General features: G+C 69.1%; 24 protein-coding genes and 1 riboswitch. Of the genes, 10 read left to right on the forward strand and 14 right to left on the reverse strand.

Annotation, left to right across the window (positions count from 1 at the left end; genetic code table 11):
- Positions 1-15: 15 nt before the first annotated feature.
- The 10 genes from QM714_RS15050 to QM714_RS15095 all read right to left on the reverse strand — a co-directional run bounded on the left by QM714_RS15050 (position 16) and on the right by QM714_RS15095 (position 9,842).
- A complete protein-coding gene (locus QM714_RS15050; RefSeq protein WP_415101980.1) occupies positions 16-780 on the reverse strand; it encodes an SDR family NAD(P)-dependent oxidoreductase in 765 nt (254 codons plus the stop codon).
- A 31-nt stretch (positions 781-811) separates the two neighbouring features.
- Positions 812-1,780, reverse strand: coding sequence for a VOC family protein (locus tag QM714_RS15055; RefSeq protein WP_415101982.1), 969 nt, complete (start codon positions 1,778-1,780; stop codon positions 812-814).
- Between the two features lie 24 nt (positions 1,781-1,804).
- Entirely contained in the window at positions 1,805-2,578 is a 774-nt protein-coding gene (locus QM714_RS15060; protein ID WP_415101984.1) for an SDR family NAD(P)-dependent oxidoreductase, read from the reverse strand.
- Positions 2,575-3,039, reverse strand: coding sequence for a VOC family protein (locus tag QM714_RS15065; protein ID WP_415101986.1), 465 nt, complete (start codon positions 3,037-3,039; stop codon positions 2,575-2,577). The genes QM714_RS15060 and QM714_RS15065 overlap by 4 nt, the downstream gene beginning before the upstream one ends.
- 2 nt (positions 3,040-3,041) lie before the next feature.
- Positions 3,042-4,409 carry an aldehyde dehydrogenase family protein gene (locus tag QM714_RS15070; protein ID WP_415101988.1) on the reverse strand — a complete coding sequence of 456 codons (1,368 nt, stop codon included), beginning with the start codon at positions 4,407-4,409 and terminating at the stop codon, positions 3,042-3,044.
- Between the two features lie 22 nt (positions 4,410-4,431).
- Positions 4,432-5,442, reverse strand: coding sequence for a fumarylacetoacetate hydrolase family protein (locus QM714_RS15075; RefSeq protein ID WP_415101990.1), 1,011 nt, complete (start codon positions 5,440-5,442; stop codon positions 4,432-4,434).
- Positions 5,443-5,448: 6 nt separating this feature from the next.
- Positions 5,449-5,739: a putative quinol monooxygenase gene (locus QM714_RS15080; RefSeq protein ID WP_415101992.1), complete on the reverse strand. Its 291-nt coding sequence runs from the start codon at positions 5,737-5,739 to the stop codon at positions 5,449-5,451.
- Between the two features lie 151 nt (positions 5,740-5,890).
- Positions 5,891-6,964, reverse strand: coding sequence for an ABC transporter permease (locus QM714_RS15085; protein WP_415101994.1), 1,074 nt, complete (start codon positions 6,962-6,964; stop codon positions 5,891-5,893).
- Complete coding sequence (locus QM714_RS15090) at positions 6,961-8,616, reverse strand: sugar ABC transporter ATP-binding protein (protein WP_415101996.1); 1,656 nt, start codon at positions 8,614-8,616, stop codon at positions 6,961-6,963. The genes QM714_RS15085 and QM714_RS15090 overlap by 4 nt, the downstream gene beginning before the upstream one ends.
- Positions 8,617-8,618: 2 nt before the next feature.
- Positions 8,619-9,842, reverse strand: coding sequence for a sugar ABC transporter substrate-binding protein (locus QM714_RS15095; protein ID WP_415101998.1), 1,224 nt, complete (start codon positions 9,840-9,842; stop codon positions 8,619-8,621).
- 241 nt (positions 9,843-10,083) lie between these two features.
- Between QM714_RS15095 and QM714_RS15100 the strand changes: the two genes are divergently transcribed.
- Both QM714_RS15100 and QM714_RS15105 read left to right on the forward strand, forming a co-directional pair.
- On the forward strand, positions 10,084-11,241 hold the full coding sequence (locus tag QM714_RS15100; RefSeq protein WP_415102000.1) for an FAD-dependent monooxygenase: 1,158 nt from the start codon (positions 10,084-10,086) through the stop codon (positions 11,239-11,241).
- A complete protein-coding gene (locus QM714_RS15105; RefSeq protein ID WP_415102002.1) occupies positions 11,238-12,587 on the forward strand; it encodes an FAD-binding oxidoreductase in 1,350 nt (449 codons plus the stop codon). The genes QM714_RS15100 and QM714_RS15105 overlap by 4 nt, the downstream gene beginning before the upstream one ends.
- A gap of 29 nt (positions 12,588-12,616) precedes the next feature.
- On the opposite strand, the gene QM714_RS15110 is transcribed toward QM714_RS15105, so the two are convergent.
- On the reverse strand, positions 12,617-13,537 hold the full coding sequence (locus QM714_RS15110) for a LysR family transcriptional regulator (RefSeq protein ID WP_415102004.1): 921 nt from the start codon (positions 13,535-13,537) through the stop codon (positions 12,617-12,619).
- 66 nt (positions 13,538-13,603) lie between these two features.
- Here QM714_RS15110 and QM714_RS15115 point away from each other — a divergent pair, with 66 nt between their 5' ends.
- From QM714_RS15115 to QM714_RS15125, 3 genes are all read left to right on the forward strand, one after another.
- Positions 13,604-14,545 carry a LysR family transcriptional regulator gene (locus QM714_RS15115; RefSeq protein ID WP_415102006.1) on the forward strand — a complete coding sequence of 314 codons (942 nt, stop codon included), beginning with the start codon at positions 13,604-13,606 and terminating at the stop codon, positions 14,543-14,545.
- A gap of 233 nt (positions 14,546-14,778) precedes the next feature.
- Positions 14,779-14,988 (forward strand): hypothetical protein, encoded by a 210-nt coding sequence (locus QM714_RS15120; protein WP_415102008.1) that lies wholly within the window; start codon positions 14,779-14,781, stop codon positions 14,986-14,988.
- A complete protein-coding gene (locus QM714_RS15125; protein WP_415102010.1) occupies positions 14,981-15,529 on the forward strand; it encodes a cupin domain-containing protein in 549 nt (182 codons plus the stop codon). The genes QM714_RS15120 and QM714_RS15125 overlap by 8 nt, the downstream gene beginning before the upstream one ends.
- A 384-nt stretch (positions 15,530-15,913) precedes the next feature.
- On the opposite strand, the gene QM714_RS15130 is transcribed toward QM714_RS15125, so the two are convergent.
- From QM714_RS15130 to QM714_RS15140, 3 genes are read right to left on the reverse strand one after another with little or no spacing between them, the layout of a single operon-like run.
- The gene (locus tag QM714_RS15130; protein WP_415102012.1) at positions 15,914-17,251 is read right to left on the reverse strand and encodes a serine hydrolase domain-containing protein; all 1,338 of its coding nucleotides are present in this window, start codon (positions 17,249-17,251) and stop codon (positions 15,914-15,916) included.
- Positions 17,252-17,299: 48 nt separating this feature from the next.
- Complete coding sequence (locus QM714_RS15135) at positions 17,300-18,214, reverse strand: pseudouridine-5'-phosphate glycosidase (RefSeq protein WP_415102014.1); 915 nt, start codon at positions 18,212-18,214, stop codon at positions 17,300-17,302.
- Positions 18,211-19,194, reverse strand: coding sequence for a carbohydrate kinase family protein (locus QM714_RS15140; protein WP_415102016.1), 984 nt, complete (start codon positions 19,192-19,194; stop codon positions 18,211-18,213). Before QM714_RS15140 ends, QM714_RS15135 begins: the two co-directional genes overlap by 4 nt.
- Positions 19,195-19,244: 50 nt before the next feature.
- Here QM714_RS15140 and QM714_RS15145 point away from each other — a divergent pair, with 50 nt between their 5' ends.
- The 5 genes from QM714_RS15145 to QM714_RS15165 all read left to right on the forward strand — a co-directional run bounded on the left by QM714_RS15145 (position 19,245) and on the right by QM714_RS15165 (position 25,431).
- Complete coding sequence (locus QM714_RS15145) at positions 19,245-20,318, forward strand: MBL fold metallo-hydrolase (protein ID WP_415102018.1); 1,074 nt, start codon at positions 19,245-19,247, stop codon at positions 20,316-20,318.
- A 57-nt stretch (positions 20,319-20,375) separates the two neighbouring features.
- Positions 20,376-20,499, forward strand: a riboswitch (TPP riboswitch).
- Positions 20,489-21,625, forward strand: a complete 1,137-nt coding sequence (locus QM714_RS15150; protein WP_415102020.1) for a thiamine ABC transporter substrate-binding protein — start codon at positions 20,489-20,491, stop codon at positions 21,623-21,625. It overlaps the preceding riboswitch by 11 nt.
- Positions 21,622-23,271 (forward strand): ABC transporter permease, encoded by a 1,650-nt coding sequence (locus QM714_RS15155; protein ID WP_415102022.1) that lies wholly within the window; start codon positions 21,622-21,624, stop codon positions 23,269-23,271. The genes QM714_RS15150 and QM714_RS15155 overlap by 4 nt, the downstream gene beginning before the upstream one ends.
- Before the next feature lie 2 nt (positions 23,272-23,273).
- Entirely contained in the window at positions 23,274-24,263 is a 990-nt protein-coding gene (locus tag QM714_RS15160; protein WP_415102024.1) for an ABC transporter ATP-binding protein, read from the forward strand.
- Positions 24,264-24,396: 133 nt separating this feature from the next.
- Positions 24,397-25,431 (forward strand): phosphatase PAP2 family protein, encoded by a 1,035-nt coding sequence (locus tag QM714_RS15165; RefSeq protein ID WP_415102026.1) that lies wholly within the window; start codon positions 24,397-24,399, stop codon positions 25,429-25,431.
- Positions 25,432-25,545: the final 114 nt, after the last annotated feature.

Raw genomic sequence — 25,545 nt, forward strand, 5'->3', positions numbered from 1 at the left:
GCAGGGTCGCGAATCTCATTCCGAGAGCTCCGGGGGCCGGGTGGCGTCCGCGATCCGCTTGTGACTCACGTGGGCGGACAGGCCGCCGTCGATCACCAGCTCGGCGCCGTTGTAATAGGCGCCGTCGTCGGAGATCAAGAAGACGACCGTCGGTGCTATGTCGGCCGGCAGCCCGACCCGGCCGAGCGGGATCTCGGCCAGTGCAGCGGAGAAGAATGCTTCCGGCGCGGACTCCATCAGCGGCGTGTCCACCAGGCCGGGCATGACCGCGTTGACCCGGATGCCCCGGGTCGACCCGAGCTCGAGGGAGGCCGACCTGGTCAGGCCGCGCAGCGCCCACTTCGACGCGGTGTAGGCCGCAGCGGCGTGACCGGAGACTGCCGCAACCGAACAGATGTTGACGATCGAGGAGCCCGACGGCATCAGCGGCACCAGCGTCTGGATGCCGAGCATCGGCCCGGTGACGTTGATGGCGAAGGTGCGGTCCCATGCGTCGAGGCTCACGTGCGGCAGCCGCTCGCGGGCGGCGACTCCGGCGTTGTTGACCAGGCCGTGCACGGCGGGATAGGCGCCAGCGAGCCACGAGGCGAGTTCGGTCCACCCCTCGGCATCGGTGACGTCGAGGTAGCGCTCGACCACGATGCCCGATGCTCCGTCCCGTCCCGGCCCCTCCTCCTTGAGCTGCTCGAAGGGCAAGACGTCGGTCGCGATCACCGTCGCCCCGGCCCCCGCTAGTGCGCGGACCTCTGCTGCCCCCTGGCCACGTGCCGCACCTGTCACGACGACGACCTTGCCGGCAAGACCAACCATGTCAGACCGGGGGCGGGACGAAGACGCCCTGGTCGGGGTCGTTGAAGGAGTCACGCGCGATGAACTCCGACATGGGGTCCGCGATTCCCCACAGATCCTGGGTGTTGGGGTCGGCGATGTCGTAGACCGAGGGGTGCCACTCGTCGGTGGTGAGTCGCTCGAGCTCGGTGGTGTACTCCATCGTGTTTCCGCTGGGGTCGAGGAAATAGGTGAAGGTGTTGTTGCCCGCGTGGTGGCGCCCCGGACCCCAGATCTTCTTGATGCCCGCGCGCATCACGCGGCCGGTGCCGTAGAGGTATTCGTCGAGGCCGCGCAGCTCGAAGGAGACGTGGTGAACCGAGGTGTGCGGACCGCGGGCGATCGCGAGGCTGTGATGCCAGTCGTTGCACCGCAGGAAGTGCATCATCTCGCCCATGTGCTCGCCCCAGAGCGTGTCGGAGAGCTTGAAGCCGAGGACATTGGCGTAGAAGTCGCGAGTCTTGTTGGGATCGTCGGAGTTCATCACCGCGTGCGAGAGACGCACCGGGATCGACTCGCCCTCCTCGATCTCGCGGTGCCGTCGGGTCTCGACATCGGAGCTGATCTCGATCGTGCGGCCGTCGATATCGAAGAAGCGGAAGCCGTAGCCGCCGCCCGCGGTCTGCAGCTTGTCGGGCTCGCCGATCAGCTGCACGCCCTGGCTGCCGAGCTTCTGGGCGAGCTGGTCGACCGCTGGGGCGCTCTGCGCGCCGAAGGAGATCAGGTCGAGGCGCTTCTCAGCCGACTTGCGCAGCCGGACGATGTAGTGCTCCGGCGAGCCCTCGGCGGCGAAGTAGGTGATGTCGCCATCGGTTCCCTGCTCGGTCAGCCCCCAGGTGTCGCGGTAGAAGCCGCGCTGGACTTCGTAGTCCGGCACTGCCAGGTCGACGTGGCGCAGATGAGTGATGCCGTGCTCGTTGAGGTGTCCGTTGTACTCGCTGGATTCGTTCATGTTCCTTCTCCCTTGCCTGGGTGCCTAGCCGAGGACGGACGCGCCGCCGTCGACGACGATGTTGGTGCCGCTGACCCACGAGGACTCGTCGGAGGCGAGGAAGACCGCTGCGTTGACGACGTCCTCCGGCTGGCCGTGGCGGCCCAGCGGGATCCGGTCGAGCACGACCGTGCGCATCCGCTCCGGAGGATCGGCCAGCAGCGTCGCGGTGTTGGAAGTCTCGGTCATACCGGGGCTGATCGTGTTGGCGCGGATGCCGAAGGGTCCGCCCTCCACGACCAGCTGCAAGGTCAGCGCGATCACGCCGCCCTTCGCGGTGCTGTGAGCGTTCTGCGCCATGAACTCCACCCCACGCATGGCCGCGATCGAGCCCACGTTGACGATCGAGCCGCCGCCGTGCTTCTTCAGGTGCGGCCACGCCGCCTTCACGGTGTAGAAGACGAGGTCGAGCTCGTTGCGCATGGTGAAATCCCAGTCGGCGATCGACATCTCTTCGATCGGGGCGAACCGCTGCGTAGAGGCGTTGTTGTAGAGCACGTCGATGCCGTCGTACGTCGCCACCGCGGCGTCGACCCACGCACGGGCCGCGTCGGCGTCGCCGAGGTCGACCCCGCCCATCACGGTGATCTCTCCGCCCTCCGACCGCACCAGCGCCTCGGTAGCCGCGGCGCCGTCGGTGTCGAGGTCGCAGCCGACCACCTTGGCGTCTTCGGCCGCGAACCTACGGGCCGCGACGACGCCCATGCCGCCGCCGACCCCGGTGATCAGCGCGACCTTCCCGGCAAGACGCCCGCTCACGAGGTGCTCCCCGGGTCGTGTGCGTCCCCGTGGCCGTAGCGGCCGGCGGCCTTGGCGGCGGCGCGGTCGAGCAGTTCGATCAGGTTGCCCTCGGGGTCGGCGACGTAGGCCATCTGGACCCCTGGTTCGGGTGAGGGTCGAGGGCTCATCCGATCGGACGCGCCGTGGCTGATCAGGGCGTGGTAGGCCGCGTCCACGTCGGGGACGTCGAAGGCGACGTGGCCGAAGCCGCGAGTGGCGGCCGCCTCGAGCGGATTGCCGGCTTGGAGGCCGGTCACACTGTCCGGACGATGCAGCAGCTCGATGCGATAGCCGTCGGGACTGTGCAGCATCGCGCCCCGCATGAGCCCGCCCGGCAGTTCGAACTCGAACTCCACGGACAGACCGAGGACCGTGGCGTACCACCCGGTCATCGCGTCGAGGTCGGCCACGGAGAGCCCGACGTGGTCGAAGGCGTGCATCGTTATGCCACCACCATCGTGCGGGCATTGGTGAACTCGCGGATGCCCTCGGCGGAGAGCTCGCGTCCGTAGCCGCTGCGGCCGGTGCCGCCGAAGGGCAGCCGTGGGTCGGAAGCCACCATTGCGTTGACGAAGAGCGCACCGGAGCGGATCCGGCGACCCACGGTGATGGCGTGCTCGGTCTCGCCCCAGACAGAGGCGCCCAGCCCGAACGGGGTGCCGTTGGCCAGCTCGATCGCGTGCTCGTCGTCGCGGGCTCGGCTGACCGCAGCGACCGGGCCGAAGGTCTCTTCGACGAAGGCGGTCATATCGGGTTCGATATCGACCAGTACGGTCGGCTCCAGGTAGCAGCCGGGCGCGTCGATCGCGTGACCACCGACGACCAGTCGGGCACCTTGTGCGATCGACGCCTCGACCTGGCGGAGGATCGCGTCTCGCAGATCCAGGCGCGCCATCGGGCCGATCGTGGTCGCCGGATCGCTGGGGTCGCCGACCCGCAGCTGGGCCACGCCCTCGACGAAGCGATCGAGGAACTCCTCGGCCACGTCCTGGTGGACGATGAATCGCTTGGCGCACACGCAGCTCTGACCGGTGTTGTTGAACCGCGCCCTGACCGCCGTGGCGGCTGCGTCGGTGACGTCGGCGTCGGCCAGCACCACGAACGGGTCGGAGCCGCCGAGCTCGAGCACGGACTTCTTGATTGCCGCCCCGGCGGTCGCGGCAATCGCCGAACCGGCCCGCTCGCTGCCGGTCAGTGTGACCGCGGCGACCCGATCGTCCTCGACGACTCGACGGGAGACTGCTGGGACGTCCTCGGCAGCGACGACGAGCGAACGGAACAGGCCAGGGGGCGCACCGGCGTCGCCGAACAGTTCTTCGATCGCCAGTGCGCAGCCGGTGACCTCAGGGCTGTGCTTGAGCAGTGCGGCGTTGCCGGCGGCCAGTGCCGCACAGGCGAAGCGGAGCACCTGCCAGAAGGGAAAGTTCCAGGGCATCACGGCGAAGATGACGCCGATGGGCTCGTAGGCCAGCCAGGATCGGGACGCGCTCGACTCGATCGGATGGTCGGCGAGCCAGTCGTCGGCGAGGTTCGCGACCACGTCGCAGTTCCAGGCGCACTTGTCGATCTCCCCGAGTGCCTCGGCGACCGGCTTGCCCATCTCGGCGGTGATCAGCGCGGCATACTCCTCACGCCGTTCGGTGAGCAGCTTGCCGACAACGCGGAGCAGGGCGAGTCGCTCGCTGAGCGGGGTCGCGGCCCACGCATGCGAGGCCGCGTGGGTCTCCGCGAGAGCGTGCTCGACGGCGACCTCGTCGTGTGCGTCGTACGACGCGAGCACCCCGCCGGTCGCGGGATTGTGGGTTGTCACGAAGCTCACTGGACGCCCTTCCTCATGCGGAGGCCCCCAGTCGCCCACCGACAGCCGTGCGCCGACGGGCCGGGGCGACGGGGGCGACCACGTCGCCGGTCTCGACGATCCGGTTGCGGATCGTGCCGAGCCGCTCGATGGTCATCTCGACGACGTCACCGACCTGGAGGGGCGGCGGGGTCAGCGAGCCATTGCGTCCCCAGGCCTCGGCGAGGGAGCCGCCGGAGCAGGTGCCGGAGGCGAGCACCTCGCCGGCCTTGACCCACGACGCCCGGGACGCGTGCGAGACCAACTGCTCGAAAGACCAGCCCATGTGGGCCGATCGGTCGGCTCCGACCGGCTCGTCGTTGACCTTGACGGTCATCTTCAGGTCGAGGAAGCCGTCTTCGTCGCGGCAGTCGTCGAGCTCGTCGGGGGTGACCACCCACGGGCCGATGGTGGTGGCGAAGTCCTTGCCCTTGGACGGCCCGAGCTTGAGCGTCATCTCCTTGCTTTGGACGTCGCGTGCCGACCAGTCGTTCATCACGCAGTAGCCACCGATCGCGGCCAGCGCCTGTTCCGGAGTCGCGTCGCAGACGTCGCGGCACACGATCGCGGCGATCTCGAGTTCGAAGTCGAACCGCTCGGTGTCCGGTGGCATGGCGATGTCGTCGTAGGGCCCGGTCACGGCATGCGGTGCCATGAAGAGGAAGACCGGCGCGTCGTACCACTCGGCCGGCGGGCCGGGGTTGCCGTGGCCGCGTTCCATCCCGTCGACGTGGGCCTCGAAGGTGAGGAAGTCGCGCATCGCCACCGGGTAGACCGGCGGCAGCAGAATGACGGCCGCGAGGCGCAATCCGTCGCCCTGGGCGGCGAGGTCGGCCAGGGCCTCGCGTTCGGCCGGATCGGCCGCCAGCAGCTCGACCAGATCGGTGTCGTCTGGGAACGGGTGGATCCACCTGCCGAGTCCGTCACTCGAGTCGTCACCGACGACGAGGCCCACCCGACGAGCCCCGTCGGGGTCGTCGCGGCGCCGGAACGCGGCCAGTCGCATACCAGCTCAGCCGATCGTCTCGTAGAACGCCCGCTCGCGGTCGGCGAGCATCGGGATCGCCTGCTCCAGAGCAAACTCCTTGAAGTGCTCCGACGCACCGTGCGCGGCGTAGGCGGCTTCGTCGTCGTAGATCTCGAAGAGGCGGAAGATCAGCGGCTCGGCCGGGTCCTGGTAGGCCTGGTAGAAGCGGTTCCCCGGCTCCTGGCGCGACGGTGGGCCGAGCTTCTCGATCGCGTCGAGAACGACACCTTCCTGACCCGGGTTGGCGGTCCAGACGGCGCTGACGACGTAGGCCATGAGTGCTCTCCTAGGTGTTGTTTCTGTTGAGGTGAAGGGACGCCCGCAGCGACCCGACGAGATGTGAACCGGCTGCGCGCGGGTTGTCCGCCGCTGTCACCCTAGGTCCGGCACGGACCCGGCGGAACGCGGATCCACACGATGTCTGGTATCAGTCCTTGCCGCTGAGTCTGCGACGGCCGAGGTAGGTCGAGAGCCCGACCGCGAGCAGCAGCGCGCCGCCGTTGAAGACGTTCGTGGCCCACCCGCTGGCCCCCATCAGGGTCAGTCCGCTGACCGAGATCGAGACGAAGACGGCGCTGATCACGGTGCCGACCACGTTGAAGAAGCCTGGTGTGATCGCCGTCGCGCCGAGGAAGACCGCGGCCAGTGCCGGGAAGAGCAGGGAGCCGCCGTCCACCGCCGTCGCGCTGCCCTGGCGACCGAGCAGGAGGACCCCGGCGAGGCCGGAGATCAGCGCCGAGACCACGAAGGCGGTCCAGACGTTGCGGTCCACCGGCACACCGACCAAGCGCGCGCTGGTGGCGTTGGAGCCGATCGCGTAGAGCGAGCGGCCGTACGGTGTGTGCCGGAAGAAGTACCAAATCACCGCCGCCACGATCAGCACCACGAAGAAGACTGCGGGTAGGTCGAACCAGCGCGAGGAGCCGAACGAGATCAGTGCCGAGGAGCCGTCGAGCACGAAGGTGCGACCGTTGCAGTACCAGATCGTGACGCCCGAGAACAGCGTCGCCATGCCCAACGTGGTCACGAACGGGCTCATCTTGAACCTGGTCACGAACAGCCCGTTGAGCAGACCGATCCCGACCGAGATCAGCAGCGGGATGATGATCGCCACGATCAGCGGCAGGCCGGACTTGGTCTGCAGCCCGGCGCACAACACCGAGGCGAAGACCGCCGTCGAACCGAGTGAGAAGTCGAAGAAGCCGCAGACCAGCGGGAACAGCGCGGCCAGCGCGAGCAGCAGTACGACGGCGTTGTTGCCCAGCACGACGTTGACGTTGTTGATCGTCGGGAAGGCGACGTTGGCCGGGGGCGTCACCGCGAAGAAGATCGCCACCGCGATGGTGATCAGAACCAGCGCGTAGTTCTCTAGGAAGCGGACCAGGTCGCGGGCGCCGAAGGAGATCGCGCGGGCACCGCGGCGCGGGTTCGGCTGCGGCGAGGTCTGACCCGACGTGCTCTGCTGTTCGGGCACCGACTGCACATGCGAGGTCTCGGTCATGTCGGGCTGCCTTCCGTGTTCTTCACTGCTGGTGAGGGTGCGACCGAGACGGTCACGGCCGGCTCGTGCCCCGCCTGGGGTGCTTTGAGGACAAGGCCGGTGAGGTCGTCGACGCTCACCTCGCTGGCCGCCACCTCCTGGCTGACGCGGCCGTCACCGAGGACGACGATTCGGTCGCACAGGGCATGCAACTCGCTGAGATCGCTGGAGGCGATCAGGACGCAGGCGCCGATCTCCGCCGCGGTCTCGCGGATCACGGTGTAGATGTCGACGCGGGACATCACGTCGACGCCCTGGGTCGGCTCGTCGAGGAGGATGACCTGAGGATTGCGCTGAAGCCAGCGGGCCAGGACGACCTTCTGCTGGTTGCCGCCCGACATGGAGCTGAACAGGGCATCGGGCCCGGCGACCTTGATTCCGAATTTCGCGATCAGCCGCTCGGCGTTCGCCCGGGACTCGCGCCGGCGGATCAGGCCACGGCGCCAGAGCCGCTGCAGGACGCTCATCGCAAGGTTCTCGGCGGTCGTCAGATCGGGGAAGGCGGCCTCATGGCCACGGTCCTCGGGGACCAGCGCGATGCCCGCCTCCATCGCCTCGTCGATGCGGCGCGGCGCGAACGGCTTCCCGTGTAGGAACATCTGGCCCGAGGTCGGTTGGGTGGCGCCGAACGCCATCGACAACAGGGTCGAGCGGCCGGATCCGGCCAGCCCCGCCACCCCGACGATCTCGCCGCGGTGCACGGTCAGGTCGACGTTGTCCAGCGCGCCGCCCCCGACGCCGCGGAACTCCAGTACCGACTGGGCGGTGGCATGGCTGATCGACCCGGTGGGCCGCAGGGCCGCGACGGCACGGCCGGCCATGATCGCGACGATCTCGTCCTCGGTCGGCCGCGCATCGACGAGTTCGCCGACCACTACGCCGTCCCGGAAGATGGTGAAGTCCTGGGCCACGGAGAGAACCTCCTGCAGCCGGTGACTGACGATGACGAAGGTCTGGCCGAGGTCGGCCCGGCGACGCACGTGGCCGAGCAACTCCTCGGACTCCTTCTTGCCCAGGGAGGCGGTTGGCTCATCGAGCACAACCACGCGGTTGCCCGACTCGTCGTCCTGCAGGGCGCGCGCGATCGCGACCAAGGTGCGGTCGGCGGCGCGCAGGTGGTTGACGGGCGTGCGCGGTCCGCCTTGGATCTCGTACGCCGCGATCAGCTCGGTGACCCGCTGGCGCAGCCTCTTCCAGTCGATGCCGCCGGCGGCGTTGCGCGGATAGCCAGCGTCGAGCGCGAAGTTCTCCTCGATGCTGAGGTCGTCGAAGAGACCGAGGTCCTGGTGTACGAACCGCAGCCCGGCCCGCTCCGCCGTCGCCGGGGTGTAGCCGTCGAGGCCGTAGGACTCGCCGCCAACCTCAAGGTCGCCGGAGTCGGCCTGGTAGACCCCGGCCAAGATCTTGATGGTCGTGCTCTTGCCCGAGCCGTTCCCGCCTAGCAGGGCGTGCACGGTGCCGCGCCGCACGGTGAGCGAGGCGTCAGTGAGGACCTGGACCGAACCGAAGCTCTTGTTCAGGCCCGTGACGCGCAGCGCCATCTCCTCCGACGCGGGCCGGCGGGCGGCCGGGGAGGTGCCCCCGGCCGCCGCCTGCGCTGTCGTCGAGACCACGATCAGGCCTTGCCCCACGAGGTCAGGAACGCCGACTTCCAGTCCACCGAGCCGTCGTACGGACCCGAGTCGGGCAGGTTGTGGTCAGCGTCGACTGCCTGGATCTGCTCACCGATCTCGACCGGGTCCTGTCCGGCCAGAACCCGGATCGCGGTGTCGATCGAACCCCACGCGCCCCAGGTCTGGGCCTGCGGGATGGCGCCGAGCGTGAGGCCGTTGTCGGAGCCCTTGCGGATCAGGTCCATGACCGACTCGTCGGACTGGCCGCCCACCACGATGGTCAGGTCCTGGCGACCCGAGGAGACGATCGCCTGGTAGAGGCCGGAGGTGAGCCAGCCGCCGACCGGCACCTGGAGCACGTTGACGTCGGGGTGGGCCAGCAGCGCGGTGGTGACCTTCTGGATGAAGGAGCCGTCGGCCGTCTCCGGGTCGGAGATGTCGATGTTCTGCTCCACCGTGCTGTTGCCGAGCTTCTTGAGCTGGTCGTCGAAGCCGGTAGTGATCCAGGGACCCCAGCTGTTCGTCGAGGCGGTCAGTGTGATCGCCTTAACCTCGCCGCCGACCTGGCCGAAGGCCCAGTCCGCCGCGAACTGACCGAAGGTGCCCCACATCTGCTCACCGGTGTAGCCGTCGAGCCAGAGCCGTTCGGAGTCCCACAACTTCGGGGAGCAGTCGTCTGGGCCACCGCCACCGACGATGGTGATGCCCGCCTTCTTCGCCTCCTGGAAAGCCGCCTGAGCCGCCTGGCAGTCGAACCCGACCGGCACGATCACGTCGGCGCCGCCAGCGATCGCTTGGCGGATCGCGGCCGCGAAGCCGTCCGGGCTGAGCTTGCCGTCGGCCATGTGGGCCGACCAGCCAGCCGTCTTCGCGGCGTCCATCATCGCCTCCGTCGGTGCGGAGCAGCTAGAGACCGACTGGCCGCAGGAGATGACGTAGAAGTTCACGCCCTCTTTCGGTGTCACCGCGGGCAGGTTCGACAGGTCGGAGCCTAGGCCGGCGTACGCCGCATCCAGGGCCGCCTGCGCGTCGGCGCTGAGGCTGGACGACCCGGAGTCGGTCACCTCGGCGTCGCCGCCGGTGTCCGAGTCCGAGCCGCAGCCGACCAGGGTCGCACCTACCAGGGCGACGACGGCGCCTACGGCTGCGATCCTGCCCCTCCGGCGACCGCTCCGCAGCCAGGCAGGTCGCGCAGAACGACTGTCCGCGCTGAAGTCTTGGCTCATATCTGCTCCTTCGTGAACGGACGGCATCTGCCGCTGTCTCCATTCGAGACCGTGTGACTAGCGTCACCTCGGGGCGAGTCTGTCGCATCGCCTAACCGGGGGGAAAACGTCCGTGTGAATGCCTGCCATTCGTCCGGAACGGTGCCTGTGACAGCGATGCCTGGCATCAGCACGCAGAGGGTTCCGAACCTGACGCGGTGGCGCTTTGCTGTGACCGCAGCCACATCGTCAAGGAGGCCTCATGCCCGAGTCCCGCGTCGTCCATCGCGTCCTGATCGTCGGCGGCGGCATCACCGGCGGGGTCCTTGCGCTGGCCTTGCGGCAGCGGGACGTCGAAGTCGTCCTGGTCGACCTGCGCGAGTCGCTGGGTGGCGTTGGCCACGGGATCACCCTGCAGGGCAACGCGCTCAAGGCGTTCCGTTCGGTCGGCATCTATGACGAGCTGGCCGAGCGGGGCTATGCCTTCAACCACCTGCGCCTCAAGAGCGCTGACGGCCAGGTGATCGCCGAGATCCCCACCCCACCGATGGGCGGGCCCGACCTGCCCGGCACGATGGGCGCAGTCCGCGGTGACATCGCCGACATCCTCGCCGAGCGGCTACCCGCGGCCGGCGTCGACGTACGCCTCGGCACTACCCTCACGGCGTTCGAGGACCACGGCGCTCAGTCACCAGGGGGGGTCACCGTGACGCTGTCGGACGGGTCGACCGAAACCGTGGACCTGCTGGTCGGCGCCGACGGCATCCGGTCGAAGGTGCGTCGCATGATCGGCATCGACACCGAGCCGCAGCACGTCGGCATGGGCATCTGGCGGACCGTCGCCAAGCGACCCGCAGAGATGGACTGCTCGGAGATGTACTACGGCGGCCCGAAATTCAAGGCCGGCTACACCCCGATCTCCGAGGATCTCTGCTATGCGTTCCTGCTGGAGGAGAACCTCGACCGATCGATGGTCGGTGAAGGTCCTCGCGGCAAGGAGCTCAAGGAGCATGGCCAGGGCTACGGCGGCATCTGGGGCGAGGTACGCGACAGCCTGCCCGACGACGCGATCGTCAACTATCAGTGGATCGAAGCGATCTGCGTCGAGTCCCCCTGGTATCGAGGGCGCACCATCATCATCGGCGACGCCGCCCACGCCTGTCCGCCGCTGATCGCCCAGGGCGCCGCGATGTGCTCAGAAGACGCGGTCGTCCTGGCCGAGATGCTGACTTCGGGCGCAGCGGGCGCGACCGTGGAGGAGGTGCTGTCGGCGTTCATGGAGCGGCGGTTCCCGCGGGTGAAGATGGTGCTCGACAACAGCCTGACCCTCGCCGACTGGGAGATCCACCCGGACACTCCCGGTGCCGACCCGGGCCGGATCATGGGCCAGACCCTGCACGCCCTGGTCGAGCCCGCATGAAGCTGATCGATCGAGAGTCCGAGGACTTCGAGGCCGCTCGAGTCGACCGGATCTTCAATCGCCGGCTGGTCGACCGCCAACCGACGGCCCTGGTGAGGCCGACCACCGAGGACGAGATCGTGGCGGCGGTCCGGCTCGCCCGGACGCGCGGATGGCAGATCGCGGTCCGCTCCGGTGGCCACAGCTGGGCACAGTGGTCGGTACGCGACGACGCACTGGTCGTCGATCTCGGTGACTACCACGAGTTGGCCTACGACGAGGCCACCGCGGTCGTGGTCGTTTCGCCCTCGACGAAGGGTGGCGCCGAACTTGCGCCGTACCTCGCCGAACGCGGTCGGTTCTTCGTTGGCGGGCACTGCCCGACCGTCGGGATCGGGGGCTTCCTCCTTCAGGGCGGACAGGGCTGGAACGCCCGCGGTTGGGGCTGGGCGGCGGAGTACGTCATGGCGCTCGACGTCGTGACTGCGGCCGGCGAACTGTTGCACTGCTCGGCGGAGGAGAACGCCGACCTCTACTGGGCCGCCCGTGGCGCCGGTCCGGGTTTCCCCGGTGTGGTGACCCGCTTCCACCTGCAGACGCTGCCGTTGCCGCGCCACGTCGCGCACAGCGTCCAGGGCTTCCACCTCGACGACTTCGACGCCGTGATGACGTGGCTACACGACCTGCACGCCACCGTGGCGGACACCGTAGAGATCGTCGCGCTCACCAAGACCGACCTGCAGGTCGCGCCGGGCCCGATCCTGCTCGTCACCGCCCTGGCGTTGGTGGGTGACGAGGCCGAAGCGGAGACCGCGCTGGCACCGTTCCGCACCAACCCGGTGCTTGACCGCGCGATCTTGACCGTCGACAACGAGCCGACCACCTTCGAGGCCGAGCGAGGTCGCCAGGTCGAAGACAACCCCGAGGGGCATCGCTGGGTGGTCGACAATGCGTGGCTCTCTGGCACTGCCGAGGAGGTGATTCCCGCGATGCGACGCGCGTACACGACTCTGCCGAACCAGAAGGCGTTCACTATCTGGTTCAGCATGGCACCGCTGCGTGGACTGCCCGACATGGCGTTCTCGGTGCAGTCGGAGATCTATCTCGCGGCGTACGTCTGCTGGGAGTCGCCCGATGACGACGATCGCTGCGTCTCCTGGCTGGAGGGTGCGATGGCGGATCTCGAGCCTGTCACAGTGGGCCAGTATCTGGGCGACAGCGACCTCACCCGTCGACAGGTGAGATTCATGTCCGACGAAGCCTGGGAGCGGTTGCAGAAGGTGTGTGCCGAGCGAGACCCGGACGGTGTCTTCGTCGGCTATCTCGCCGGTCCCGACGGTGCGGCCAACGCCAACCATTGGGAGTGATCTGGTCGGGCGACCACATCTTTGACGGGTCAGGGTGACCCCGCGAGCTCGGTGCCCACCGCGTCGAGGCGGTCGAAGAGCCACCGGTGGGCGGGGTCCGAGAGCCGGCTCTCGGCGAACCAGTAGCCCTCGGAGAGGACGACCTCGCCGAAAGGCAACTCGATCATGACCAGGTGGCTGTCGGCGGTGCGGTGCAATCGAGCCAGCATTTCGGGGACGACGGCGACCATGTCGGTCCCCTGGATCACGAACGGCAGCGGCAGGAAGCCGAAGACTTGGAGAGCGATCCGGCGCTCGATGCCGTAGTCGCCGAAGACTCGGTCTACCGGCGTCAGCACGCCCGGACCGAAGGACGCCACCGCGTGCTGGACCTCCGCAAGGGCATCGAGGCTGAGCCGCCCGTCCCGCAGACACGGGTTGGAGCGGTCGGCGAGAACCACCATCCGGTCCTTCCACAGCGGCCGTGAGGCGCCGGGAAAGCCGAAACCCAACGGTGCGATCAACGCGTCGTTGTCGACCAGGATCCGGTCGGAGGAGCGGCTGTCGGGTCCGAGGTGGCCGATGCTGAGGCGTACGCCGGGTGCCTCGGCCTCGACTAGGCGGACGAGTGGCTCGTGGACCACTGCGATCGCGTAGTCGCTCATGGTCAGCCGGAACGTGCGGATACTCGTCGCAGGGTCGAAGTCGTTCTCGAGCTGCAGTGCGGTGCCTATCAGGCGCACCGCATGCTGCACCTCGGGCAGCAGATCGCGGGCGAAGGGGGTGAGTTCGTACTCGCGCCCGGTGCGCACCAACAATTCGTCGTCGAAACGACGGCGCAACTTGGCGAGCGCGGCGCTCATCGCGGGCTGGCTCAACTCGAGCCGTTGGCCGGCCCGGGTGACATTGCCCTCCTCCAACAGCACCTTCAACGGGAGCATCAGGTTGAGATCGGTGCCTCCGAGTGCCATCGTGCACCTCCTCTCGCCGGGGTCAGGCTGCGTGATGCGAGTCACTCTGCCACTAGAGTCCGTGTGGTGAGGGAGCGGCTGAGAGATGTCGACGCCAACTTGTTGCTGTCCTTGCACGCGTTGCTCGAGGAGCGCAACCTCACCCATGCCGGCGAGCGGATGACGATGAGCCAGCCGGCGATGAGCGGCGCACTCACCCGGTTGCGCAAGCACTTCGACGACGAGCTTCTGGTGCGCTCGGGCCGAGCCTTCGAGCTCACGCCGTTGGCCGAGCAGCTTCGGCCCGTGGTGGCGGAGGCGGTCGAGGCGGCCGAGGCCCTGCTGGGCAACCAACGCGACTTCGACGCCACCACCAGCAAGCGCCGCTTCACGGTGACGATGTCGGAGTACGCCATGACCGTGCTCGCAGAGCCGATCACCCGGTTGGTCGCCGAGCTGGCCCCCGGGTGCGCGATCGCGCTGGATCCGCTCGACGTCCGTCCCGACCAGGTCGAGACCCAACTCATGCGACGCGACCTGATCATCGCCCCACTCGGGTTCGACCTGCCCGGTCGGATCCAACCGGTCTTCACCGACCATCTCGTCTGCATCGTCGCCAGCGGCCACCGCCGGCTTCGAGACGGTGCGCTGACCCTCGACGATCTGCGCGAGATACCGCACGCGGTCGCGGAGTTCGCGCCAGCGGGCCGACCCCGTCCACTCGAGGTCGAGATGACCGCACAGGGAGTGGTCGATCGGCCGGTGCTCGTCCAGGTGACCAGTCTGCTGACGCTGCCGTTCGCCGTCACCGGCACCGACATGTGCGCCTTCGTTCCGTCCCGGCTGGCGAGCCGATGCCTATCCACCCTCGACCTGCAGATCGCGCGGACACCGCTCGACCCCGTGCAGATCACCGAGGCCGCTCACTGGCATCCGCGTCGCGAGGCCGATCCGGCCGTGGTCTGGCTGCGACAGCTGCTCTACGACGTGGCTATCGAGGTCGAGGACGATCGGCCGACCGTCGGCTGAAGGACCAGGCCTGGGCGGAGGAGGCCAGCCGAAACGCACTTCTGGGAGCACGGAGCGGGAGGCGATCGTGGACACCGGCAGATCCTCGCCACCGGTGTCGCACGCCGGAACGACCGATCGGCTATGCCAGTACCGATCGGCTATGCCAGTACCGATCGGCTATGCCAGTGATCGGCGGATGTGATGACGGTGTCCCTTGTCCGCAGGCGAGCGTGTGGTGCTCACTTGGACCCATGAGCTGGGACGACCGTACGCCATACCTTGAGGAGTTGGCTGCGGGTATCCATGCCTTCGTACAGCCCGAGGGCGAACGGGTGGTGTGCAACATCTACTGCTCCTACGTCGAGCTGACCGACTTCGAGGCGCCGTTCCCCCTGATTTTCTCCACATCGTGGCCCGAGATGGTCGAGTTGCACGGCGGACCGATCGTGAGCCATGCCTGAGCGCGGGGAGGGCACGATCCCGCGCCGGGTCGTCACCGGACACACCCCGGCGGGAGTGTCGGTGGTGCTCTCCGACGGGCCAGTCCCGGTGAGCCGCTCACTGCCGGAGGACGGGGTCTTCTTCCACGAGATCTGGAACACCGAGGGCGCCCCCGCCGTGGTGCGGGCGGTCGAGCCAGACGAGCCGACGCAGCGCACTCTCGCCGTGCCTCCACCGCCGCTCGGCACCAAGATCCGGATCAACGAGTTCTTGCCCGGCCACCTCGACGACCGCGGCCTCCAGTCGCCGGTGCACCGCACCGCCTCGGTCGACTACGGGATTGTGCTCTCGGGGGAGATCACCTTGATCCTCGACGACTCCGAGGTCACCCTGCGCGCCGGCGACGTCGTCGTTCAGCGCGGCACCGACCACGCCTGGGCGAACCGTGGCACCGAGCCGGCTCGTGTGGCCTTCGTGCTCGTCGACGGAGTGTTCGACCCCGAGCTGGCCGAGACCATCGGGGGTCTTGACGGCCTGATGCGCGAAGGCCCGCGCGGGTGAGGACGTTTGTGGGAAGCCCGTGGCCTGCTGCGCGATGCCCCGAGGGCGGTCCGCTGCGTTTGCGGAGTCTCGCGAGACAGCCCGGCGTGGCGTAGTGGTCGGACGCTGGGATGGGGTGCACCGTATGGGCGCAAACTGGATGCCGCCCGGTCCCGGGTTGCGGTCTGGGCCCCAGCCGGCAGCCCTCGACCCGCCGGGGCCCCGTCTCCCGCGGTGCTGTGGTGGCCCTGACCCATCTCCCGCGGTGCTGTGGTGACTGAGGACCCGGTATACAGAGCACTTTGCCACCACAAGACCGCGGCAGACGCATGAAGACCGCGGCAGATGGAAGCGGTGGACGCAGATGCCACCCCGTTGCCGCGCGCTCTACGCGGGTGCTGAGTGCTAGGAGGAATGTGCATCGAGTCGCAGGATGTCGGCGGCCAGGCGAACCGCGCCGACATCGTCGATCTCTGGGCTGAAGCCGAGCCGCACGACGACCAGCTTCGCGGAGGGCACGACGACGATCCACTGGCCGTCGTGGCCCTCGGCGAAGTAGGCATCCGCGGGAAGTGAGCTCTCCACCCGGCTGCCATCGGCGGCGGTGTTCGACCACCAACCGGTGGCATAGCCAGGGTCTTCTGTGTGGACGTCGACCGCCGTGGTCGAGGCCTTCATCCATCCGGCCGGGAGAAGCCGCTCGCCGTACCAGACTCCACGCTGCAACGCGAACTGACCCAACGCTGCCCAGTCGCGCGGCGTGGCCCACAGGTAGGAGCTGCATACCGGTGTGCCGGCCGCGTCCGGCTCCAGTACGGCGGAGGAGAGCCCGAGCGGCGCGAACAGTTCGCGGCGCGGCAGGTCCGCTCGCGAGCCACTGCGTTCGGCGAGGACCGAGCAGAGGAGAGTGGTGCTGCCACTGGAGTACTGCTGATAGGTGCCGGGCTGGTGCGCGAGGTCTCGGCTGGCGACGTACGCCGCCATGTCCGGCTCGCGGTAGAGCATCTGGGTGATCGGGGTGCCCAGGTCGTAGGTCTCGTCCCAGGCCAGGCCGCTCGTCATCTGGCCGAGCTGGGCGATAGTGATGTCGGCGCGGTCGTCGCTCCACTCGGCCCGAAGGCGGTCGTCGGTCATCTGCACGGTGCCTTGCCGGACCAGCCGGCCCAACAGCAGATTCGTCGCACTCTTGGTCATCGACCAGCCCAGCTGCGGGGTGTCGGCATCGAAGCCGTCGGCATACCGCTCCGCGATCAGCTCGCCGTCTTGGGCCACGAGGACCGCACGGGTGCCGAGCTGGTCGCGCTGGGCAGCGGAGAGGTCGTCGCCGAACGCGGTTGCCACCGCCTTCTCGACGTCGGGTGCCATCGTCGGCTCGGCCACCTCGGCGAACCGGTTGCCGTCGGCGGTGACCTTAGTCGCGGTGCCGAGGCCGGGTCGGTCCTTGGCCAGGGTGCAGCCGAAGCCGGGGGTGTACCACGCCGTCTGCTTCGCGAGCACGCCGAGCAGCGATGCCTGCACCCCGCCGTCGCCGACGTCTTTGCTACGCAGGAACGGGACGAGCGGGTTGGGCGGCAGATCGTCCTCGGGATCGTCGCGACCGGCGACATGCTGGACCGCGCAGGCATTGTGCGCGGCATAGCCGGTCCCGGTGAGCAGCAGCGGCCGCTCGTACCAGTAGCCGGCCACCGCCGCGATGACGACGAACAGCAGGAGACCGACCAGGATTCGCCGCAACCACCGCATGAGGCGTCAGGGTAGTGGGCGCGACAGGCACCACCACGCCGGCAGCGGTCAGGTCGTGGCGAACCGGGCGGCGACCGCGGCGCCGAGACGGGCGTTGTGACGCACCAAGGCGATGTTGGCGGTCAGGCTGGCGCCGTCGGTGAGCTCGACGATCCGACCCAGGAGATAGGGGGTGGCGTCCTTGCCGCTGATGCCGAGGCGGTCCAGGTCGGCCAGTGCGTGGTCGATGACCGCGCCGATCTCGTCGGCGGGGATCTCGTCCTCGACCGGGATCGGGTTGGCCACGACGAGCCCCGAGGTCAGCCCGAGCGACCAGTGCGCGCGCATCACGGCGGCCACCTCGTCGGCGCTGTCGACTCGCATCGGGGCGTGGTGACCGGACGAGCGGGAGTAGAACGACGGAAACTCGTCCGACCCCACCGCCAACACCGGGACGCCGTAGGTCTCCAGAGTCTCCAGGGTGAGGCCGATGTCCAAGATGCTCTTCACCCCCGCCGAGACCACCGCCACCGGGGTGGTGGCCAGCTCGACCAGGTCGGCGGAGATGTCGAAGGACTGCTGTGCCCCGCGATGGACCCCGCCGAGGCCCCCGGTGACGAAGACTCGAACGCCGGCGAGGCTGGCCAGGCGCATGGTGGAGGCGACCGTGGTTGCGCCGTGGGCGCCGCGCGCGACGACGTACCCCAGGTCGCGGACGCTGACCTTGCTCACCGCCTCGTCGGATGCGAGCAGCTCGAGATCGTCGGTGGACAGCCCGATCCGCGGCCGACCGTGCAGGACCGCGATGGTGGCCGGGGTGGCGCCGTGGTCGCGGACGATCTGCTCGACCTCCCGCGCCATCTGGACGTTCTGCGGATAGGGCATGCCGTGGCTGATGATCGTGCTCTCCAGCGCCACGACGGGCCGACCCTCGGCGAGGGCGTCGGCGACGTCGGGGGCGACTTTCAAGGGTGGTGCGGTCATCGGCTCCCTTTCGTGGACGACGCTGAGGTGGATGATGCGGGGATCGAGGTGAGGGTCTGTGCGACCAGGTCGGCGGTCAGGTCCGGTCGGACCGTCTCGGGCACGGCGACGGTGAGCGCCGCCGCTGCCTGGCCGTGCGTCGCCGCCAGCTCGGGAGGTTGGTCGGCGAGCAGTGCGTGACAATACGCCGCCAGCATCGCGTCGCCCGCCCCCGTCACGTCGACGACCTCGCCCGGGAACGGCGACAGCGTCACGGGGTCGGAGTCCGCCGTGACCAGCATCGAGCCGGCCGGACCCAACCGGACCCAGACCCTGGCAACCCCGCTCTCCATCAGCCTGCGAGCGGCAGAGATCGCCTCGACGGGGCGGCTGGTGGGCAGGCCGGTCAACTCGGCGAGCTCGTCGGCGTTGGGCGTGACGGTATGGATCGGCCGTTCGACGGCGAGGACGCCGGCGAGTCGGGCCGCCTTCGGCACGCTCACCGGATCCAGCACCACCGGCACTCGGCTGGCGGCGGCCACGGTGAGTGCCGCCGTCAGGGTGGGCGACGCCAGGTTGGCGTCGAGCACGATCAGTGCCGCCCGGCTGAGCAGATCCTTCGACTCCCGCACCGCGTCCGGCCCCAGGGCATCGGTCGCGGTCATGTCGGCCACCGCGACGCCGAGCTCGCCATCGTGGTCGAGGATGGCGGTGTAGGTTCCGGTCGGCACCTCGAGCCTGCGGACATGTCCGATCCCGACCCCGGTCGCTGCGGTGTCGCCCAGGAGGGTGTCACCGATCGGATCCGCGCCGACGGCAGCCACCAGATGGACGGTCGACCCGAGCCTGGCTAGGTTCTCCGCCACGTTGCGCCCGACCCCGCCTGCCGACATGCGTGTCGAGCCCGGGTTGCTGGTCCCTGCCACGACCGGGGCGGCACTGCGCGCCTTCAGGTCCATGTTCGCCCCGCCGACCACGACGACGTACGGCGAGCTGGTCACGGTCGAGACTCTACGACGAGAGCCCGCACGTTCTGAGGCATGATCGGTCCATGCCCGGCACCCCTACCGCAAAGTCCGTCTCGCCCGACTCCGGTCTGCACTGGTCGGAGCCGGGGGCATGGCCCGCTGCGGACGGGATCCACCGGATCCCACTGCCTCTCCCGATGGACGGCCTGCGTGCCGTCAACGTCTACGTGCTGGAGACCGAGGAGGGACTGACCCTGGTCGACGGCGGCTGGGCGATCCAAGAGGGTCGGGCCGCTCTGGAGAGCGCGCTGGCTCAGCTGGGCCACCGGCTCTCCGACATCACCCGATTCCTGGTCACCCATGTTCACCGGGACCACTACACCCTCGCCGCGGTGCTGCGGGCCGAGTTCGGCGCGCACGTGTCCCTCGGCCTCGGCGACAAGGCGTCGCTGGACGCGATCCACAGTCCCGAGCCGACGGCACGCGACCTCAACTCCGTGCTGCTCCGCGCCGCGGGAGCCCCCGAGATCGCGGAGGCGTGGGCGCGGTTCAGCGCCGGGTCGGTGCCAGATCTGGCCCAGTGGAGCTACCCCGACACCTGGCTGGAGAGCGACCAGACCCTCGCTGTCGGCTCCCGGGTGCTGGATGCCGTGCACACGCCCGGCCACACCCAGGGGCACTTCGTCTTCGCCGACCGAGCGGCCGGCCTGCTGTTCGCCGGTGATCACGTGTTGCCGACGATCACACCCTCGATCGGCTTCGAGGCGGTCGTTGCCCCTCAACCGCTCGGCGACTTCCTCGCCTCGCTGGCGAAGGTGCGTGCGATGCCGGACCTGCGGCTCCTGCCTGCCCATGGCCCGGTGGCCGCCTCGACGCATGCGCGGGTCGACGAGTTGACCGCCCACCACGACCGGCGCTTGGCGCTGTGCTTGGAGGTGTTCGGCGGCGAGCAGCTCACGGCGTACGCCGTCGCTCACCTGCTCCCCTGGACCCGACACGAGCTGCGGCTCGCCGACCTCGACCTGTTCAACACTGTCCTGGCGACCTTGGAGACCCGCGCCCACCTAGAGCTGCTGGTCGCCCGAGACGAGCTGTCCACCGAGGACTCCGCCGACGGCATGCTCTATCGCCTCACACCCCGATTGCCGTCGACGTAACCAATCGCACCCGCGGTCTCCCGCCAACCCACGTCAGCGGCGAGTCACCTATCATTGCTCCCACGACAGGGGAGCCCGTCGGGCGTGGAGACACCGATGGCGAGCTGAGAGTGCGGAACAGCCGCAGACCCTCGAACCTGCTCCGGTTAGCACCGGCGAAGGGAGTCATCGTGAGGTTGTTTGCCCGCCCGTCGACCAGTTGGCACACCCCGAGCGAGGCCCGGCACTGCCCACGCATGGCTCGGCGCGGCGGCCGCTGGCTGGCCGCCATGTTCGCGACAGCAGCGTTGACCGGCTGCAGCCTGATCGGCTCGTCCTCCGGATCGAGCGGCGGCGACGGTGCGGAGGGTGCCGAGAGTGGTGGCACCGTGGTGCTGCTGACCCACGAGTCGTGGGCGCTCCCGAAGAAGCTGGTCCGCTCCTTCGAGGAGGAGTCGGGCTACACCCTCGAGGTCGAGGCGGCCGGTGACGCGGGGACGCTGACCAACAAGCTGGTGCTTACCGCGGGTGCCCCCGCCGGTGACGTCGCGTTCGGAGTCGACAACACCTTCGCCACCCGTGCGCTCGACGCGCACGTCTTCCAGGATGCCGAGGTCTCCCCGGCACCGGGGGCCGAGGCCTACGCGTTGCCCGAGGGCAGCGACCAGCTGCTGCCCATCGACAGCGCGAGCGTGTGCGTCAACATCGACACCGACTGGTTCTCGGCCCACGACGTGACACCGCCTCGCACCCTCGACGACCTGACGAAACCGGCCTATCGCGATCTGCTGGTGACCCCTGGCGCGGCGACCAGCTCGACCGGGATGGTGTTCTTGTTGGCCACCATCGCGAAGTACGGCGACGACTGGCCCGACTACTGGTCGTCGTTGCTGGACAACGGGGCCAAGCTGACGGACGGCTGGAGCGACGCCTACTACGTCGACTTCACCCAGGGCGGCCAGCATGGCCAACGACCGATCGTGGTGTCCTACGACTCCTCGCCGGCCTTCACGGTGGCTGACGGCAGGTCCACCACGCGCGCCCTGCTGGACACCTGCTTCCAGCAGGTGGAGTACGCCGGTGTGCTCGACGGTGCGGCGAACCCCGCCGGAGCACGGGCGTTCTTGGAGTTCCTGCAGAGCCCCGCGGTCCAGGCGGCACTGCCGACGAGCATGTACGTCTTCCCGGTGCGCACCGACACCCCGCTCCCCGCCGACTGGAAGAGGTTCGCCAAGCAGCCCACCTCGCCATGGTCGATCGATCCAGCCGAGATCTCCGCGCATCGCTCCGACTGGCTGACCACCTGGACGGAGGTCACCACCCGGTGAGGCGCGTCGCCACGATTCCGGGCTTGGTCGGCCTGGCCGCGGTGCCGTTGCTGGTGCTGGGGGTGTTCTTCCTGGTTCCGGTCGGCGGGATGCTCGCTCGCGGGCTGTGGCCCGACGGCCGGCTCGACCTCGGCGGCGTGCTCGACGTGCTGGCCCGGCCCAGGGTGCACCGGGTGGTCTGGTTCACCTTGTGGTCGTCGACGTTGGCGACGGTGATCGTGGTGCTGGCCGGCCTGCCCGCGGCGTACGCCCTCCATCGGCTCGCCTTCCCAGGCCGTCGGCTGGTGCGCGCACTGCTGCTGGTGCCCTTCGTGCTCCCGACCGTGGTCGTCGGCGTCGCCTTCCGGCAGCTCTTCTCCGAAGGTGGCCCGTTGGGATTCCTCGGCCTGGACGGCACGGCCTGGGCGATCATCTGCGGGCTGGTGTTCTTCAACCTCTCCGTCGTCGTCCGCGCGGTCGGTGCGGCCTGGGAGTCCCTCGACCCGCGGCCCGGTGAAGCGGCAGCCGCGCTCGGTGCCACCCCCGTCCAGGTCTGGTGGACGGTGACGCTGCCGTCGTTGCGGCCGGCGATCGTCTCGGCGGCCAGTGTGGTGTTCCTGTTCTGCGCGACCGCCTTCGGGATCGTGCTGACCCTGGGTGGTCAGCGCTACGCCACCGTCGAGAGCGAGATCTACCTGCTCACCACGAACCTGCTGGATCTGCAGGCGGCGGCCACCTTGTCGCTGCTCCAGCTGCTCGTCGTGGTCGGCCTGATGTGGTGGGTGCAGCGGATGCGCGCAGTCTCCGACCCCAGCAACATCCCCGTCCGACCGAGGCCACGGCGGCCGCGGCGCGCGGACCTGCCGGCTCTTCTCGCGACTGCCGCAGTGCTGACGTTCGTCGCGGCGCCGCTCGCCACCTTGGTCGCGGGATCGCTACGCCAGACAGACGGTCAGGGCAGCGGCTGGGGGCTGGCGAACTACCGCGCCTTGGGTCGAGCGCCGGGCGGAGTGCTGGTTCCTGCCGGCGAGGCGCTGGTCAACTCGCTGCGGATCGCCGTCGACGCCACCTGGATGGCGCTGCTGCTCGGCCTCTTGGTGACCGTGGTTGCCACCCACCGATCCACCTCGCCCGCCGAGCGCCGGGTGCGCGCGGGACTCGACGGACTCTTCATGCTGCCGTTGGGAGTCTCGGCGGTGACGTTGGGCTTCGGGCTGCTCATCACGCTGGGTCGGCCGCCGATCGACCTCCTCGCCAACCCGCTGCTGGTGCCGGTCGCCCAGGCCCTGGTCGCCCTGCCGCTCGTGGTGCGGACCCTGTCGCCGGTGCTGCTGGGCATCGACGACCGACAGCGCCAGGCGGCGGCGTCCCTGGGTGCATCGCCGTGGCGGGTGTGGCGCACGGTCGACCTGCCCGCTCTGTGGAAGCCGCTCCTCGCCGCTGCCGGGTTTGCCTACGCCGTCTCCCTCGGCGAGTTCGGCGCCACCTCCTTCCTGGCCCGCGACGACCGACCCACCCTGCCGGTGCTGATCTATCGCCTCCTCGGCCATCCCGGCCCGGACAACTACGGGATGGCACTCGCGGCATCCGTCCTGCTCGCGGTCACCACTGCCCTGGTGATGTTGGTCGTCGAGCGGCTCCGGGTCCCGTCGGTGGGAGCGTTCTGACCATGCTGGAGCTCGAGCACGTCACCGTGCGGTACGCCGCCGCGGCACCGGCCGTCGCCGACGTCAGCCTGCGACTCGAGGACGGCGGCGTGCTCGCCGTGCTCGGCCCGTCCGGCTGCGGCAAGTCCACCCTGTTGCGCGCCATCACCGGTTTGGAGCCGCTCGTCGCCGGCCGGATCCTCGACGACGGCCGGGACCTGAGCGGCGTACCGACTCACAAGCGCGGCTTCGCCCTGCTGTTCCAAGACGGCCAGCTGTTCGCCCACCTCAGCGTGGGTCGCAACGTGGAGTATGCGCTGCGTCTGCGTCGGGTCGGCGCCGGCGAGCGGGCGGCCCGCGTCGCCGAGCTGCTCGAGCTGGTCGGGCTGGCCGGTTTCGCCGATCGGATGCCCGCGACGCTCTCCGGCGGTGAACGGCAGCGGGTGGCGCTCGCCCGTGCTCTGGCGGTGCAGCCGCGGCTTCTCCTGCTGGACGAACCGCTGTCGGCCCTCGACACCGGCCTCCGCGAGCGGCTGGCCGGTGACCTGCGCGCGATCCTCCGCGCCGCCGGCACCACCACCGTGCTGGTGACCCACGACCACGACGAGGCGTTCGCCGTCGCCGACCGGCTGGCCGTGATGCGTGACGGCGCCGTGGTGCAGGAGGGGCCGATCGGCGAGGTGTGGGCTCACCCCGCGGACACCGCGACGGCGCTCTTCTTGGGCTATGCGCGGGTCCTCGTGGACGCCGCCGCCACAGCCGTGCTGTCGGCCGCCGGGTTGCCGACCGCCCCCGCGGTCGCCGTACGCCGCTCGGCGCTTGCGCTCGCTCTCGACGGCCCACTCGCCGGTGTGGTCACCGCGGCGCGTGCCACCCCCGAGCAACTCCGTCTGGTGGTCGAGACCGATCAGCTCGGCACGGTGGATGCCGTCGCGGCCCTCGGCGCCCAGGTCGGTCTCGGTGACCGGGTGCGGCTGACGGTGGATCCCTCCCGCCTCGCCGTCATCGACTAACCCAGACCCGACGCCTCCTGCCCGATTCCGTCCGCCTCTGCTCGCGTTGAAGTAGTACGGTCCCGATTGGTTGGCTTGTAGCTGGTGGAACCAGCCAATCGGGACCGTACTACCGGATCACTAGACTGAGCGGATGCACCGCCGGGCCCAGATCTCTCTTGTCGTCATCGCCTCGGTGATGGCTGCGTGGGCGATCGCGACGGCGGTCCACCTGGACAAGGGACTGCTCGACCCGGACGGCTTCCTCGGCCCCGCGTGGATGCGTGGCCCGCTGCTGGTCGGGGGTGCCCTGCTCGCCGATCTGCTGCCGCGGACCCTGTGGACGTCGAAGTTGAACTTCCCGCAGATGCCGGGCCTGCTCCGGGAGCGACTTCGGGCGCACTGGACCCGTGAGCGGATCGTGCTCGTGGTGATGGGTGTCGTCTGCTTCTACGTCACCTATGTCAGCTATCGGAACCTGAAGTCGTTCCTGCCGTTCGTGCGTGATGTGAACTTCGACCGCGACCTGCACCTGATCGACCGCACCCTGATGTTCGGTCACGAGCCCGCGACGATCCTGCACGATCTCCTCGGCACCACAGTCTCCGCACAGTTCCTGTCGTTGATCTATCTCTGGTTCCTGCCGCTGGTGCCGCTGGCGCTCACCGCGTGGGTGGTGTGGGCACGAGACATCGCCCATGGCTACTGGTTCGCGGTGTCACAGTGCATCGCTTGGTCCCTCGGCACGGTCTCCTACTACGCGCTGCCCACCCTGGGTCCGGGCTTCGAGTACTCCTGGCTCTACCGGGACCTAGCCGCCACGCCCTCGTCGAAGCTGATGGAGGCGCTCATCGACGGGCGTCAGGATGTCACCGGCAACGTGCTGACCGACGCGGTGCAGTCGGTCGCGGGCTTCGCCAGCTTGCACTGCGCGATCACCCTGCTGGTGGCGCTGATGATCCAGGCCACCGTGCAGAACCGGTTGCTGCGGTGGGTCGGCTGGGTCAACTTCGGTGTCACGGTTGTCGCCACCGTCTACTTCGGCTGGCACTACATCGCCGACGACATCGCCGGCATCGCGATCGCGCTGGTCGCGTTCTACGTCGGTGGCCTCTTGTGCAACCAGAGGTTCGAGCGCCACCACCCGGTGCCTGACTCCTCGGGCGCCACCGAGTCCACGGCCTCCTGAGCCGTCGCTGGGCGCGCTTCCGGCACCGCGCTTAGCTCGCTTCGTGAATTACAACGGTGTGGTTTGTCAAGGCGACTCGCCGGAGAACGCAACTTTTTCTGTGAAAACTGTTTC

It is taken from the genome of Nocardioides sp. (assembly GCF_047602075.1).
Classification (GTDB): domain Bacteria; phylum Actinomycetota; class Actinomycetes; order Propionibacteriales; family Nocardioidaceae; genus Nocardioides.